We start from the raw sequence: 13,869 nt of genomic DNA on the forward strand, positions 1-13,869 counted from the left end.
CCGCTAAACCCTCGTGGCCAGCTGGGAGTCTTGATCGGCCAGGAGATCAGAATGCCGGTGGACGATCCGCCAGGCACCCTCTTCGCGGCGGTAGATGTGCGTTGTGCGCATCGTGTAGACGGCGGGGATGCCATCCACCACGGCGCTGCTGTGCTCAAGGCCGACCGTGTAGGCGAGGCTTCCGCTGGCACCTGCGGCGACGAGCTCGAACTCAGATCCGGCAGATCCCGTGAACCGGCGGGCCTCCTGGCGGAACTTGGGTTCGAGGTCCGCCCAGCCTGCTCCGGAGATGTGTGCACCGAACAACGTCACGGGGGTCCGGTGTGACCACAGGGCCAGGCGGGGTGCCACGTCTCCCCTGTGCAGCGCCAGAGTCATGTCCCGCTGCTTTGGCAGGATCTCCGCCAGGAACGCGTCCGTTTCCTTGTGCATGGCTTCTTTGTGCATGACTTCCTTGTGCATGGGCCGCCCGCCTTTAGGTGCCGGTCCGGGCGCCAGGCAAAGGAACGGTGGCCTCCCCCGGCGGGAAGTCCGCATGCCGGTGCACGATCCGCCAGTTCCCGTCCTCCCGGCGGTAGACGTGCGTTACCCGCAAGGTGTACTGGCGCGGCGTTCCGTCGACGGTGGCGGAGGTGTGCTCGTAGCCCACGGTGTAGGCGAGGTCGCCGCTTGCTCCGGCAGCGATGATCTCCAGGTCGAAGGAGTCTGCGTGCGTGAACCACGAGGCCACACTGTGGAACATCGGCTCCACCTCGGCCCAGCCGGTGCCGCTGAGCCGCGCCCCGAAGAGCGTCACAGGATCGTCCTGCGACCAAAGCGCGATGCGCGGGGCGACGTCACCGTTGTGGATGGCGGCGTCCGCGGCCCGCTGGCGGGGAATCATTTCGGCCAGGAATGCATCCGTTTCGGTGGACATGACCAACTCCATTACAGTCATACTGTTTTGAATACAGCTATAATGCATCCAATGGAACGGAAGATCAAGAGGCAGTACGATTCCCGTCGCCGCCAGGAGCAGGCTGCAGAAACCCGGCGGACCACCATCGCGGCGGCGAACGAACTCTTCATTGCCCAGGGATACGGCCAGACCACCATCAAGCAGGTGGCCGCGCGCGCCGGCGTCTCCGTCGAGACCGTATACGCCACGTTCGGCACCAAGGCATCGCTGCTCAGGCACGTTTGGTATGTCGATTTCCGGGGGGATGAAGCGGACGTGGCGCTCTATGACCGGCAGGAGATGCAGTCCATCCTGGCCGAGCCGGACCTGTCGGAGAGGATCCGCCGCCACGCCGTCTTCGTGACGGCGAGCAACCGCCGCATCTTTCCGCTCCTGGACGCGCTTACCGGAGCTGCTGCGAGCGAGCCCGACGCCGCCGCCATGCTCGCCGAGTGGGCGGACCGGCGCCTGGACGTGGCCACCCGCTACGCGCACGCCGCGGCTGCGACCGGCCAGCTGGGCGTCAGCGAGGAGGAATGCAGGGACGTGCTGTTCGCCACCATGGACGGCACCCTGTGGGCCCAGCTGGTGGGGCAGCGCGGCTGGAGCGACGAGAGGTTCTCAACCTGGCTCGCCGCGACGTGGATCGGTGCGCTCGTCCGGGCAAAGTAGCGGTCAGGGCTTCAGCCGGCTGGCTTCCCTGCGGATCCTCCGGCGCGGCCTTTCCTCCGGAGCATGAACCTCGCAGTGAGCGCCGCGATGAGGCCGGCGAGAGTCACCAGCTGCACTTCGTCGAAGGACAGCCCGTCAATGTTCGGCTGCAGCTCCTCCTCGGTAGCCCAGCCGAACCAGGCTTCGCTGACCAGGATTCCGGCAACGAAATAGGCCAGGGCCGCGTAGAGCCAGAGCCAGCGGGTCACGTGCCTGCCGACAATCAGGTGGGCCAGCAGGCCGAAGGCGAGCGACATGGCCGCCAGCAATAACAGGCCGGCAATTCCCAGATCCCACTGCGGCACGGCGAGCCACCTCCCTGCTCCGCACTTCTTGCGCTCCAGTCTGCTTGCCAGGCGTCGGTGGATGTAGAGGCGAAGGTCACCGGGGTTCTATCTCCATGGGTGCAGCCCTAGGGTGCGGAGCGGGTTCCCGAGTCCTTGCTGGAGCCGGCGGTGGGGACGAAGTTCCAGTCGAAGGACCCGTCGCCGTGCAGAGTCAGCCGAAGGAAGCCGCGGGTGTCACTGAAGCGCTTGGCGATGTATTTTGGCTTGCTGATGAACGGGCGCGTATCGATACCTCCGGTGGACACCTGGAATGCCGTCATCCCGTCATTGACGCACTTGTCCGCGTTGTTCACCGGGCAGGACCGTTCGTAGTTGTGCTGCGACCCCGACAAAGTCAGCCGGACCCTGTACTTCCACATCAGGTCGATCCACGGCTTCTGGTCACCGGCCCGCCCGTGCTCCTCCGTATCCGAGGTGAAGTAGGGCTCGTGGTACACGACAGCCAGGTACTTCCCCGCCTTTTGGGCGGCGGCGAGGTCCTTGTCCAGCCACGTGGTTGCAGCCGAAGCTTCCGCTTTGTCGTACCGCCACAGCGCGGACGACAGGAAGGCGAAGTGCCAGTTGCCGAAGTCCTTCGAGTACGGCTCGCCGTTCGGGATGAATCCACGCTCCTGGTTGATCGCCGCCTTCTCGGGAGATCCCGGGCATTGGCCGTTCATGAACTTCGCCAGGTCTTCGTTGCGGCCGGGTTCCCAGTCGTGATTGGGCGCGGACACCCAATACAGCTTGGGTTTGGTGCCGCCCCACAGCGGTGTCCAGGTCTTCACGTAGTTGTCGCAGTATCCGGTCTCGTACTGGAAGTCCCCCAGCCCCAGGAACGCGTCAATCTCATTGTTCTCCACAAGCTTGGTTATCGCCGCGCCGTTCCGCCCGGACGGGCTGTCAGGGTCAACGTTGTCGGCGGGGTTCATGTCGCCCACCGCGGCGATATGGACATCGGGCCCGGGAGGCGCGGGCTCCGGCGGCTTCGGCGTGCAGGCCGTGGCAGAGAGCGCCAGCAGGACTGCGGAAACTGCGGCTACATGCCGGAAGGGTTTGTGGCGAGGGAGTGCTTGCCGCATCCCGTATCCCCTTTCGAGCAGCGAAACCGCAGGTCGGCGTGCATTAGGCAGCCACGCGCACCGGCACCTTGATCCTCCTTACGCGTTGGACCGGCTGTCAAGGGTGGAGTGCTGTGAATCCTGCGGGGGGCGGTGCCCAAGAATGCCGAAGGCCTTTCCCAGCTATCCCCGTTGTCGGCGGCCCCGCGCCCAGATAACCTCAGCAACGCCACCCAGGGCCAGTGGGAACGCAACGACGGCGGCCAGGAAGCGCATCAGGTTGTAGGGCCCCACCAGTGCCGCCCAGCCCACGAGCACACCCGGCAGCCCCACGCAGACAGTCACCCAGACGGGGTTGCCACGACGGTGCGACCAGATGGCGGCCGCGATCGACATCACGCATCCGCCGTAGGTGAAGCGGTTACCGACCCAGGACTCCTCCATCTCCGCCGGAGTGGGCAGCCAGAAATAGAAATCGGCGCGCACAATCCCATAGCCGATCAGGACCATCGAGGCGAGGACGAACAAAATCCACCCAATGGTTCCGGTCCATCGTCGGCGGGCCTCCCGGACAGCAGCCTGACTCATCGCGGCGGGCTATTCAGGGGTCGCGGCTCGATTGGCGGTGTGGACCTAGACCAGGCTCTCGAAGACCATCGTTGCCTGGATGCGGTCACCGCCGCCAAGTCCCTTGCTCCCGCTGCTGGACGTGGTGATGGTGTGGAGCCGGTAGCCCTTTGCGGCCTGGTCGTTGATGGCTTTTTCCAGCGAGGTCAGGTTGCCCGAACCGGTTCCCCACAGTTTCTCCTTGAGGATCACCTGCATGACGACGTACTGCATGGCGCTGCTTCCTTCCGACGCTGGTCAAGTGGCAGCAATGCTACTCGCGGGAAGCGTGAGACATCGCAACACCGCGATGCCGGCCTCCAACGTGCTGCGCGGTTCACGCAAGGTAGCTTGCGCTAAACGCGCAATGCGGCATATGATCTACATCATGCTTCGAGCTGATTGCTCGGCCCCTCTCCCCCAACAACAATGAGGTTGATTCATGTCTGTCCCAATCAAGGCCACCATGGAAAAAGTTCCCGGCGGCATGATGCTGATTCCCCTGCTGATCGGTGCCCTTCTCGGCACCTTCGCCCCGGATTCCGCCAAGTTCTTCGGCTCCTTCACCGGCGCACTCTTCACCGGTGGCACCACCATCCTTGCGGTCTTCTACGTCTGCATGGGCGCGAGCATCGATATCAAGGCCACCCCGTACATCCTGAAAAAGGGCGGCGTCCTCTTCGGCAGCAAGGTCCTGTTCGCGATCATCATCGGCGTCATCGCCGGCAGGTTCCTGGGCGAACTTCCCATTGACGGTGGGATCCTGTCGGGCCTTTCTGTCCTGGCCATCCTGGCGGCCCTCAATGACACCAACGGCGGAATGTACATGGCCCTGATGGGCCAGTACGGCAAGCCCAAGGATGTGGCGGCCTACTCCGTCATGACCCTGGAATCCGGCCCCTTCCTGACCATGGTGACCCTCGGCGTCGCCGGACTGTCCGCCTTCCCGTGGCAGGCCTTGGTGGGTGCCATCATCCCCCTGCTCCTCGGAGCCATCCTGGGCGCCCTGGATCCGGCCATGCGCAAATTCCTGTCCTCCGCGGCCCCCGTCCTCATTCCGTTCTTCGCCCTCGCGCTGGGCTTCGGCCTGAACCTGGGACAGGTTGTCAACGCGGGACTGCTGGGAGTGGCGCTCGGTCTGTTCGTCCTCATCGCCGGCGGCGCCGTGCTCTTCCTTGCGGACAAGCTGACCGGCGGCTCGGGCATTGCCGGCCTGGCGGCAGCCACCACGGCCGGCAACGCAGCCACCGTTCCCATGCTGGTGGCGGCAGCCAATCCGGCCTACGCTCCCGCAGCCGGCCCCGCCACCGTGCTGGTTGCCGCCTCCGTGGTGGTCACCGCCATCGGCTGCCCCCTCATGGTCGCTTGGTACGCTAAGCGCCTGAAAGCCAAGCAGACCGTGGAGACTCTCGAGGTGTCCCCAGCAGTATGAACACCAACGCAGCCATGCGCTGGGCAATCATTGCCGACGACCTGACGGGAGCGGCGGATGCGGCCGCAGCCTACGGGCCCACGCACAGCAGTTCCGTCATCCTCGACATCGACAGCGCTTGGCCCGACGCCGGGATTCTTTCGATCAATACCGAGAGCCGCTACCTGCCTCCCGCGGACGCAGCCAAGGCCGTCACCACGGCGGCCGGCCGGGCCCTGGGCCAGCACCGGCGGGTCTTCAAGAAGATTGATTCACTGCTGCGCGGCAACGTGGGCGTGGAAGTGGCGGCAACACTGGAGCGGCTCGCCCAGGGCCGCGGCAAAGGCCTGGCCGTTGTTGCCCCCGCGTTCCCGGGCACGGGACGGACCACCCTCGGCGGCATCGTGCACGTCAACGGTGTTCCCAACACCGCAGGGAACTTTGACGGGGACACCGCCGCGGCACTCGCCGCCGGCGGCCTCACCGCCGAAGTCGCCGGAACAACCGGACGCACGCCGGAGGAAATCGCGCGGCACCTGCGGGACGTGCAGGAACGCGGAATTGACGCCGTCGTACTGGACGCCGTCTCCGACGATGACCTCAAGGCCATCGCGGCTGCCGCGGACCTGCTGGACTTTCCCGCCCTCCTGGTGGGCTCCGGCGGCCTGGCAGGGCACATCGCGGAACGAGCAGAACGTGCCGGTGCGCAAAACGCGCAGCTTCGGCGCGTCAGCCGGACACTGACCGTGATCGGCAGCTACTCCGCCCTTGCCCGGCAGCAGATTGGGGAGCTGGTCGCGGCCGGGGCTGACCACATCACCCTGGACCACGCCACCCTGGACGACACTGCGGTTCCGCGCCTGGTTGCCCAGGCGATGGCGCGGACAAACGTGGTGCTGACCCCGGACCCCATGGGCGCCGTGGACAAGTCGCAGGCACTTGTTGTGGCGGCGGCCCTGGCCCGTGCCACCGCGGCGGGCATCGGGCACTGCGACGCCCTGGTCCTCACCGGCGGGGAGACGGCCACGGCGGTCCTGAAAGCCCTCGGCGCCGGCAGCTTCACCATCCTCGGAGAGATTGAGCCCGGCGTCGTGATGAGCCTGCTTCCCGGGTCACTTCCCCTGCTGGTCACCAAGGCCGGCGCGTTCGGCGACGCCGGGACCCTGGCCCGGACCACCAACTTCCTTACTGCCACCACGACTGAAATGAGTATCAAATAATGGGACGCCCGATTGTTGCCATCACCATGGGCGATGCGGCCGGCATTGGCCCGGAAATCATCGTCAAAGCGCTTGCTGACGCGGAGCTTCGGTCAAAGGCGCGGATGCTGGTCATCGGCGACCTCCGCCGGATGCGGCTGGCAGCGGACATCGTCGCCAGCCCGCTGACCCTGCGCCCGGTCCTGGAGCCGTCCGAGGCTTTGTTCGAGGAAGGCACCATCGACGTGCTGGACATCGACTGCATCCCGGAGGACCTTGCCTGGGGCGAGCTCTCCGCCGCCGCCGGACACGGGTCCTACCTCTTTATCGAGAAGGCCGTCCAGCTGGCCATGGACCGGCAGGTGGACGCCATCTGCACCGGGCCGCTGAACAAGGCGGCGCTGCACGCGGCCGGGCACAAGTTCCCCGGCCACACCGAACTCCTTGCCGAACTGACCGGCACCGAGGAAGTGTCCATGATGCTGACGGCGCCCAAGATGCGCGTCATCCACGTGACCACCCACATCGGCCTGATCGATGCGATCGCCAAGATCAACGGCGACCTGGTGTACCGGACCATTAAGCGGGGCTATGAACTGCTGCGCGCGTCCGGCATCGAGAATCCGCGGATCGCCGTGTGCGCCATCAACCCGCACGCGGGCGAGAACGGGCTGTTCGGCTACGGCGAGGAGGCGGAGAAGATCCAGCCGGGCATCGAGAAGGCCCAGGCGGACGGGATCGACGCCTTTGGCCCGCTCCCGGCGGACACCCTGTTCTTCCTGGCCGGCCGCGGCGACTTCGACCTGGTGGTGGCCCAGTACCACGACCAGGGCCACGGCCCCGTCAAGGTTTTGGGCCTGGAGAACGGCGTGAACATCACGGTGGGCCTGCCCGTGGTGCGCACGTCCGTGGACCACGGCACGGCGTTCGACATCGCGGGCAAAAACATCGCGGACCATGAGTCGCTGCTGGAGGCACTGCGGCAGGCAGTGGACCTGGCGCCGTCGCGCGACGAGGCCGTCTAGCCGCACGGAAGAATCGGCCGGTCAGCGTAATATTGCTGACCGGCCGTTTTGCCGGCTCCTGGCTGCGGAACTTGCCGGAGCCGGAACTAGCATGGTTAGCACTGCCACCGCCATGCCCACGGGAGGAGACCGGGAATGCTCAGCGCAAACGCGCGGCGTGAGGAGATCTACCACCTTGCCGTGACCACCGGCCTGGCCTCCGTGGAGGAGCTCTCCGCCCGGTTCCAGGTGACGGCCTCCACCATCCGCCGCGACCTGGCTTTGCTGAACGGGCAGGGCCGGCTGGCCCGCACCTACGGCGGTGCCATGGCACTGGGCGCCCACCCCGAGGCGTCGCTGCGGCAGCGCACCGGCGAGGCGTTCGAGCAGAAGCACGCCATCGCCCGGTGGGCGGCGGCCGTGATCCGGCCCGGGGAGAACATCCTGCTCGACGCCGGCTCCACCGTGGGTGCCCTGGCCCACGAACTGCGCGGGTTCGGGAAGCTCGCGGTCACCACGCCGGGCATCAACACCATGCAGGAACTGGCCGAGTCCGAGGGCATCGAGGTGGACTGCCTGGGCGGCCGGCTGCGCAGCCTTTCGCAGAGTTTTGTGGGTCCGCTGGCGGAGGCGGCGCTGGAGCGGATGAGCTTTGACCGCGTGTTCCTGGGCGCCGACGCCGTCACGGCCGAGGACGGCATCTGCGAAGCCGACCATGCCCAGACCCGGCTCAAGGAGCTCATGGCCCGGCGCGGCCGGGAAGTCTATGTTTTGGCCGACTCCTCCAAGCTGGGGCTGCGGCCGTTCCACGCCTGGGTGCGGCTGGCGCTGCCGTGGACTTTGGTGACGGACGACGGCGCCGACCCCGCCCAGGTGCAGAAGTTCCGGGACGCAGGGGTACAGGTTGAGGTGGCTGCGGTCAGTCGTTGAGTCCTAGGCTTCGAAGCGAATGCTACGATTGCTACGGAGGTGTGCCATGACAACGATCCCCCACCGCGAGCTAAGGAATCAAAGCAGCAAAATCCTGGAGCGGGTGAAGAACGGCGAAACCATAGATGTCACGAATAACGGCGAAGTTGCCGCCACCCTTATCCCGCCTGCAGCCTCACCCTTCGAGCGTCTGCTCCTGTCCGGCAGCGTGCGGCAGGCCGCGGAAAGCCCGGTCGACTTCCAGTTGCTCCAACGCGTGACGTCTGATGTGGGCACGGCCGACATAATCGCCGACCTCCGCGGCGACCGGTGATTCTGTACGTCGACACGTCGGCGGCCCTGAAACTGGTGGTCGAGGAACCTGAGTCCGGTCCCACTGCGGAGTTTCTTTCAACGGCGGCGCAGCGGGGTGACCGACTTGTTGCCTCGATGCTCCTTCACACGGAGTTGCACTGCGCCGCCAACCGCCGCGGCCTGCCGCCGGAACTGGTCAACGCGGTGTTGAACGGAATCAACCTCGTGGACCTGACGCGTTCAGACCTCCTGTACGCGGCCGCACTGCCAGGTAAATTGCGCAGCGCGGACGTGATCCACCTCGCGGCTGCGATCAGGCTTGAAGCTGACCGGTTGATCGCCTTCGGCAAGGAACTGCTGGGGGCAGCAACCCGAGCAGGACTTCACACGACCTCCCCGGGCAGCTAACCAGCTGCCTCGCACCCCTACTCCGCGATGTCCTCGGCCCACAGTTCCGGGTGGTCGGACTGGAAGGTGCGCATCATGTCCACGCAGCGCTGATCGTCCAGGACCACCACCTCAACCCCGCGTGACCGCAAAAACTCCAGTTCGCCGTCGAACGTTTGTGCCTCCCCCACCACCACGCGGGGGATCTTGAACTGGATGATGGTTCCCGCGCACATGGCACAGGGTGCCAGCGTGGTGTAGAGCGTGGTGTCCCGGTAGCTCTTTTGCCGGCCGGCGGCGCGCAGTGCGGACATCTCCCCGTGCGCGATCGGATCGGCGTTCTGGACCCGCTCGTTATGCCCGCTGGCAACCACCACGCCGTCCCGGGCGAGCGCCGCCCCGATGGGGATGCCGCCCTCGGCCAGGCTCTTTTGGGCGGCCTGGTAGGCGGCTTCGAATGCGGGGTGGGCGGCGGTGTCCAGCACCGGCGCGGCGGATTCGTGCTGTTCGTGGGTCATGGCGCCATTGTTGCACGCGGCTACGCCAGAGATCCCGGAGCGCCTGATGCCTCGAGGACCTGCTGCAGCCCGGTAACAGGGATGTCGGGAAACTCGGCCCGCGCGGGACCAAACTCGAACGCCGCCGCCCCTGATTCCTCCCAGGCCGCGGCACCCGCCACCCGGGCAAGGAACGGTGAAAACGGCCTGGCCGCCACGGACAGCAGCCGTACGGCGGCGGCCGGAACCCGCTGGATTGATCCATGGCCGGCCCGGGCAAGCAGAGCCTCCGCCACCTCATGTGCGGTGAGCGTCTGCGAGCCCCATTCGATGACGCGGTTCCGCAGCGCCGGGTCGCGGAGGGCACGGACCACGACGGCGGCCGCGTCCCGGACCGAGGTATAGGTCACCGGGGCGGACCCCGAGCCGAACACGGGCACCTTGCCCTTCGACTCAAGCGGCGCCGTCATGATCTCAAGCCGCTGTTCCAGGAGGGCGCCGATCCGGACGATCGTCCAGTCCATGCCGGAGGAGCGCACGGCGTCCTCGGCCGCGGCTTTGCAGCGCAGGAAATCGATGGGCCCGTCAGCGGCAGCGCCGGGCATGGACATCATCACCACGTGCCGCACTCCGGCCGCGGCCGCCGCGCGGACCAGCCGGATGGCGCCGTCGCGGTCGACCGCACGCGGGCTGGAGTCCTTGATCCCGAACCCCGACGCCGCGAACACCACCCCAGTGCAGCCAGCCACGGCTTGCCGGCAGTCCGCGTCGGAGCCGAGGTCCCCGTGAAGGATTTCGACGCCGTCGCCCATCTTTTGCGGGAAGGGCTGGGACTTGCCCCGGGCCATGATGCGGACCTGTTGCCCTGCGGCAACGAGCAGGGGAACCACGGCGCGGCCAAGGCGGCCTGTACCGCCGACCACCAGGATCATGACCGGTCACCTCCGGCCGCACCATGGACTGCCTCCCGGACGGCCTGGTTCACGTCGCCGGAGTCCTGGTCCACGGGTTCGAGGTAGAACTCGGCCGCGGCAATTTTGTCGCCGCGGAGGGTGAAGATGGCCACCCCTGCGGCTTGCTGCACGGATCCGTCCGGCCGGGTGCCGCGGTTGCTCCATTCCATCCAGACCTTGCCGTCCGGTCCGGTTGCCGCGTCATGGACCGTCAGGGTGAGGTCCGGCAGGCCGGCAAAGAGCGCCGTCCAGTTCTTCCGGACCTGCGCGGAGCCCGTGAAGCTGCGGGCCGGGTGGACGGGGGTGGTGTTCCGGTAGTCCTCCGCGAACTGGGACACCATGGCCTCGAGGTCATGGCGGTTGGCCGCGGCCAGCATGCGCCGGACCGGGCCTTCGGGGACGCGCTCGATTCCTGAAGCGTCCATGATCTGCTCCTTAGGTTCCGTCGCGGGAGGCGGAGAGGCTGGTACGCTGAATTTGATACAGTTAGCTGTATCTAACTGATACAAGGAGCTTAAGCCCGATGGGACCCGCGGTCAATGGTGCGCCACCCCGCTCCCGCAGCTACGACGCCCGGCGCCGGCAGGAGGCTGCCGGGGAAGCCAGGAAACGGGTGCTGGCCCAGTCCCGCGCGCTGTTCCTGGCCCACGGCTACGGCCGGACCACCATCGCCGCCATCGCCCACGCGGCCGGCGTCTCCAAGGAGTCCGTGTACAAGGGGTTCGGCGGAAAGCCTGGGCTGGTGCGGGCCATCTACGAACAGAGCCTGCTGGGCGCCGGCGGCCCGCCGGCGGAAGAGCGGTCGGACCGCGCCCAGGCCACGGTCACCGATCCCCGCCAACTCATGGAGCAGTTCGGCCGCTTCATTTCCGAGGTGAGCCCGCTGGGCTCCCCCGTCTACCTCCTCATCCGGGACGCCGCGGCGAGCGGGGACCAGGACATGGCCGCGCTCCTGCGCGACGTTGATGACGGGCGGTACCAACGGATGCTGCACAACGCGCGCCAGGTGCTCGGGAGGGGATTCCTGCGGCCGGGCCTGACGGCGGAGGAAGTGGCCGACGTCTTCTTCATGAGCACCTCGGCCGAGCTCTACGAAACCCTGGTCCTCAAGCGCGGCTGGAGTGCCGAGCATTTCGGACGATTCATGGCCCGTACCTTGGCGGCCAACCTCCTGCCGGAAGGCTGAGGCAAACTGGAACCAAAATGCGGCTCACTCCTCCAGGCTGGCAGCAGTGGGCGAGCCGCCCCGGAACCTCCAGATGAAGACCCCGGCCAGCCAGGCGAGAACAAACAAGCCCACCACGGCGTAGCCAAGCCCCGTCAGATCGATGCCGCCGATGGCCGCAAAGACCCCGGAAACCACTCCCGTATGCGCCGTAACCACGGACAGCAGTTCCACGGTCCCCACACCCAGCGCCACGGTGGCCGAGAGCCCGGTCAACAGCAGGTTGTACAGCAGCCTCCGGCGCGGGTGCGCGAACGCCCAACCGTAGGCCGCGTTCATGAACCATCCATCCAGGCTGTCAAGCAGGCTCATGCCCGCCGCGAAGAGGACGGGCAGGGTGAGGACGGCGTACCAGGGAAGTTCCACCGCCGCCGCTCCCCCGGCCACAACCAGCAGCGCCACCTCGGTGGCCGTATCGAATCCCAGGCCGAACAGCAGCCCCACCCAATACATCTGGGCGGGCCGGGTGATGCTGCGCAGGACCGGGCGCAGCAGGCGGACCAGAAGGCCCGGGACCTCGACAGTCGTCCCCAATCCCGGCTGCCCCGCCCGCAGCCAGCGGAAGTCCGTGGCGACGCGGACCAGCAGGGCAAGGTTGAGGAAGGCCAGGAGGTAAAGGAACAGTCCTGAGATGGTGGCGCCTACTGGTCCCAGGACCTCCCGCCACCACGAGGCGCCATCTCCGAGCTGGTTTCCCAGGCTGCGGGCTCCCGCAGCCAGCAGCAGGCAGAGGCCAAGGACGATGCTGGAGTGGCCAAGGGAGAACCAGAAACCGACAGTGACGGGGCGAAGGCCTTCACCCATGAGCTTTCGGGTGGTGCCGTCGATGGCTGCGATGTGGTCCACGTCGAAGGCGTGGCGCATGCCCAGCAGGTAGGCACCTAGCCCGATCCCCAGTCCGAAGACCTGGCTGGAGCCGAGGAGGAGGTTCTGCGGGACGACGCCCAGCACCAGCACTCCCCAGCCCACCGCGTGCAGCAGAAGTACGACGGCGGCCATTCCGGCCAGCGGCGCGCCCGGCTTCTGCGCGGCGGGGCCACGTCGCCGTCCCGTTCGGTAAAGGGGAACCTGGAGGCCCATGGCCTTCCCGTCAGCCCATCGGTGGATTTAGCCCGTACCGGGCGATGATGTCCGGCAGCCATGGCGCCTCGCCGAACTGGAGGCCGTATTCTGCGGCCAGTTTGCCGATGGCTTCAGGGTCCGGCGGTCCACCGGCTTCAAGCTGGTCGGCCAGTCCCCAGAAGAAATGCTCGAACCCGGCCGGGCTGATGACTTCGATCATCCGCGCCGGAACTTTCCCCGCATTCCACATGGTGTGCAGTTCGCCGCGCGGCTTGGTGATGTAGCCCCCGGCGCCCAGCACTGCCTCGCGCTCACCGGACCGGAATCCGATCTCGCCTTCCAGGACGATTGAGTATTCGTCCTCACGGCTGTGCATATGCACTGGAACCAAGGCCCCCACCGGAAACGGGTGTTCCACGATGGAGATCTGCTCGTTGGTGTGTTCACCGAACAGTTTGAAGACAACCCCGATACTTCCGAGACTGCCCTGGCGTCCCTCCCCAGGCTGCACGACTGTCAGCCGCGGAGCCTCCTCAGCGCCCATGGCATCCATCCCTTTCAATTTCGATATACAGTGGTGTATATCGAATTGTCAGCCCACGCAGGACCGGTGTCAATACTTTGAGTGAACAGCAGCGTTCAGCCAAAGCGCGCAAGTACCAGATGAACAAGCGTGCCGAGCAGGTGGACACCACCCGGCAGCGCATCGTGGACGCGGCGGTGGCGCTCCACGGGTCAGTCGGCCCTGCCCGGACCACCATTGCGGGCATCGCCGAGCAGGCCCAGGTCACCCGGCTGACGGTCTACCGTCATTTCGCCGACGAGGAAGCGCTGTTCTCCGCCTGCTCCTCGCACTGGCTTTCACAACAGCAGCTGCCAGATCCTTCGGCGTGGTGTGAGCACCCGGACCCCCTCCAACGCCTCCATGCCGGACTCACAGACCTGTACCGGTTCTACCGCGACGGCGAGCCAATGCTCAGGAACATCTACGGCGATTGGGCCGCCCTTCCGGAAAAGCACCGCACAGGCCTCCGGGAGCGCGACACGTTATTCCGTGACCGCCTCCTGGAGGCATTTCCGGAGCCAGGCAGCGCCAGGCTGCGCGCCGTCGTCGCCCACGCGGTGTCCTTCTGGACCTGGCGTTCCCTCTGCCACGAGAACGGGCTCGCAAATGAGGACGCCGTCCACGCCATGACGGACTTGGCTGGGGTGACGGCCGGCCTGCGGCGGGGCGCCGGCGCCCCCGTGCCAGGACAGTAGGGCCAC

20 protein-coding genes are annotated in these 13,869 nt (G+C 66.7%); 9 read left to right on the forward strand and 11 right to left on the reverse strand.

Features of this window, described 5'->3' with window-relative positions:
- Window positions 1-3: 3 nt before the first annotated feature.
- Window positions 4-462 carry a nuclear transport factor 2 family protein gene (locus tag ACV095_RS15285; RefSeq protein WP_056393334.1) on the reverse strand — a complete coding sequence of 153 codons (459 nt, stop codon included), beginning with the start codon at window positions 460-462 and terminating at the stop codon, window positions 4-6.
- A gap of 13 nt (window positions 463-475) precedes the next feature.
- Complete coding sequence (locus ACV095_RS15290; RefSeq protein WP_134165586.1) at window positions 476-916, reverse strand: nuclear transport factor 2 family protein; 441 nt, start codon at window positions 914-916, stop codon at window positions 476-478.
- 51 nt (window positions 917-967) lie between these two features.
- Between ACV095_RS15290 and ACV095_RS15295 the strand changes: the two genes are divergently transcribed.
- Window positions 968-1,609, forward strand: coding sequence for a TetR/AcrR family transcriptional regulator (locus tag ACV095_RS15295; protein ID WP_478222197.1), 642 nt, complete (start codon window positions 968-970; stop codon window positions 1,607-1,609).
- 11 nt (window positions 1,610-1,620) lie between these two features.
- On the opposite strand, the gene ACV095_RS15300 is transcribed toward ACV095_RS15295, so the two are convergent.
- The 4 genes from ACV095_RS15300 to ACV095_RS15315 form a co-directional block, all read right to left on the reverse strand.
- Window positions 1,621-1,953, reverse strand: coding sequence for a hypothetical protein (locus ACV095_RS15300; RefSeq protein WP_018770439.1), 333 nt, complete (start codon window positions 1,951-1,953; stop codon window positions 1,621-1,623).
- A 107-nt stretch (window positions 1,954-2,060) separates the two neighbouring features.
- Window positions 2,061-3,056 (reverse strand): metallophosphoesterase family protein, encoded by a 996-nt coding sequence (locus tag ACV095_RS15305; protein WP_478222198.1) that lies wholly within the window; start codon window positions 3,054-3,056, stop codon window positions 2,061-2,063.
- A gap of 162 nt (window positions 3,057-3,218) precedes the next feature.
- Complete coding sequence (locus tag ACV095_RS15310) at window positions 3,219-3,623, reverse strand: hypothetical protein (protein WP_478222199.1); 405 nt, start codon at window positions 3,621-3,623, stop codon at window positions 3,219-3,221.
- A 45-nt stretch (window positions 3,624-3,668) separates the two neighbouring features.
- A complete protein-coding gene (locus tag ACV095_RS15315) occupies window positions 3,669-3,875 on the reverse strand; it encodes a DUF4177 domain-containing protein (protein WP_018770442.1) in 207 nt (68 codons plus the stop codon).
- A 208-nt stretch (window positions 3,876-4,083) separates the two neighbouring features.
- Here ACV095_RS15315 and ACV095_RS15320 point away from each other — a divergent pair, with 208 nt between their 5' ends.
- The 6 genes from ACV095_RS15320 to ACV095_RS15345 all read left to right on the forward strand — a co-directional run bounded on the left by ACV095_RS15320 (window position 4,084) and on the right by ACV095_RS15345 (window position 8,887).
- The gene (locus ACV095_RS15320; RefSeq protein WP_018770443.1) at window positions 4,084-5,073 is read left to right on the forward strand and encodes a 2-keto-3-deoxygluconate permease; all 990 of its coding nucleotides are present in this window, start codon (window positions 4,084-4,086) and stop codon (window positions 5,071-5,073) included.
- Window positions 5,070-6,272, forward strand: coding sequence for a four-carbon acid sugar kinase family protein (locus tag ACV095_RS15325; RefSeq protein WP_478222200.1), 1,203 nt, complete (start codon window positions 5,070-5,072; stop codon window positions 6,270-6,272). Before ACV095_RS15320 ends, ACV095_RS15325 begins: the two co-directional genes overlap by 4 nt.
- Window positions 6,272-7,276, forward strand: coding sequence for a 4-hydroxythreonine-4-phosphate dehydrogenase PdxA (gene pdxA / locus ACV095_RS15330; protein ID WP_018770445.1), 1,005 nt, complete (start codon window positions 6,272-6,274; stop codon window positions 7,274-7,276). The genes ACV095_RS15325 and pdxA overlap by 1 nt, the downstream gene beginning before the upstream one ends.
- A 135-nt stretch (window positions 7,277-7,411) precedes the next feature.
- The gene (locus tag ACV095_RS15335) at window positions 7,412-8,185 is read left to right on the forward strand and encodes a DeoR/GlpR family DNA-binding transcription regulator (protein ID WP_268002749.1); all 774 of its coding nucleotides are present in this window, start codon (window positions 7,412-7,414) and stop codon (window positions 8,183-8,185) included.
- A gap of 46 nt (window positions 8,186-8,231) precedes the next feature.
- Window positions 8,232-8,498 carry a type II toxin-antitoxin system Phd/YefM family antitoxin gene (locus ACV095_RS15340; RefSeq protein WP_026265951.1) on the forward strand — a complete coding sequence of 89 codons (267 nt, stop codon included), beginning with the start codon at window positions 8,232-8,234 and terminating at the stop codon, window positions 8,496-8,498.
- Window positions 8,495-8,887 (forward strand): type II toxin-antitoxin system VapC family toxin, encoded by a 393-nt coding sequence (locus ACV095_RS15345; protein WP_478222201.1) that lies wholly within the window; start codon window positions 8,495-8,497, stop codon window positions 8,885-8,887. Before ACV095_RS15340 ends, ACV095_RS15345 begins: the two co-directional genes overlap by 4 nt.
- 17 nt (window positions 8,888-8,904) lie before the next feature.
- Here the strand turns inward: ACV095_RS15345 and ACV095_RS15350 are convergent, their stop codons facing one another.
- The 3 genes from ACV095_RS15350 to ACV095_RS15360 are packed head-to-tail and all read right to left on the reverse strand — an operon-like array spanning window position 8,905 to window position 10,741.
- Entirely contained in the window at window positions 8,905-9,384 is a 480-nt protein-coding gene (locus ACV095_RS15350) for a nucleoside deaminase (protein WP_478222202.1), read from the reverse strand.
- A 20-nt stretch (window positions 9,385-9,404) separates the two neighbouring features.
- Window positions 9,405-10,295: an NAD(P)H-binding protein gene (locus ACV095_RS15355; protein WP_134165577.1), complete on the reverse strand. Its 891-nt coding sequence runs from the start codon at window positions 10,293-10,295 to the stop codon at window positions 9,405-9,407.
- Window positions 10,292-10,741: a nuclear transport factor 2 family protein gene (locus tag ACV095_RS15360; RefSeq protein WP_134165576.1), complete on the reverse strand. Its 450-nt coding sequence runs from the start codon at window positions 10,739-10,741 to the stop codon at window positions 10,292-10,294. Before ACV095_RS15360 ends, ACV095_RS15355 begins: the two co-directional genes overlap by 4 nt.
- Window positions 10,742-10,839: 98 nt before the next feature.
- On the opposite strand from ACV095_RS15360, the gene ACV095_RS15365 reads away from it, so the two are divergent.
- The gene (locus tag ACV095_RS15365) at window positions 10,840-11,502 is read left to right on the forward strand and encodes a TetR/AcrR family transcriptional regulator (RefSeq protein ID WP_134165575.1); all 663 of its coding nucleotides are present in this window, start codon (window positions 10,840-10,842) and stop codon (window positions 11,500-11,502) included.
- Window positions 11,503-11,526: 24 nt separating this feature from the next.
- Here the strand turns inward: ACV095_RS15365 and ACV095_RS15370 are convergent, their stop codons facing one another.
- The gene (locus tag ACV095_RS15370; RefSeq protein ID WP_478222203.1) at window positions 11,527-12,621 is read right to left on the reverse strand and encodes a HoxN/HupN/NixA family nickel/cobalt transporter; all 1,095 of its coding nucleotides are present in this window, start codon (window positions 12,619-12,621) and stop codon (window positions 11,527-11,529) included.
- A 10-nt stretch (window positions 12,622-12,631) separates the two neighbouring features.
- Window positions 12,632-13,147, reverse strand: coding sequence for a cupin domain-containing protein (locus ACV095_RS15375; RefSeq protein WP_026265952.1), 516 nt, complete (start codon window positions 13,145-13,147; stop codon window positions 12,632-12,634).
- 77 nt (window positions 13,148-13,224) lie between these two features.
- Between ACV095_RS15375 and ACV095_RS15380 the strand changes: the two genes are divergently transcribed.
- The gene (locus ACV095_RS15380; protein ID WP_478222204.1) at window positions 13,225-13,863 is read left to right on the forward strand and encodes a TetR/AcrR family transcriptional regulator; all 639 of its coding nucleotides are present in this window, start codon (window positions 13,225-13,227) and stop codon (window positions 13,861-13,863) included.
- Window positions 13,864-13,869 lie beyond the last annotated feature (6 nt).

It is taken from the genome of Arthrobacter sp. JDC6, assembly GCF_056484025.1.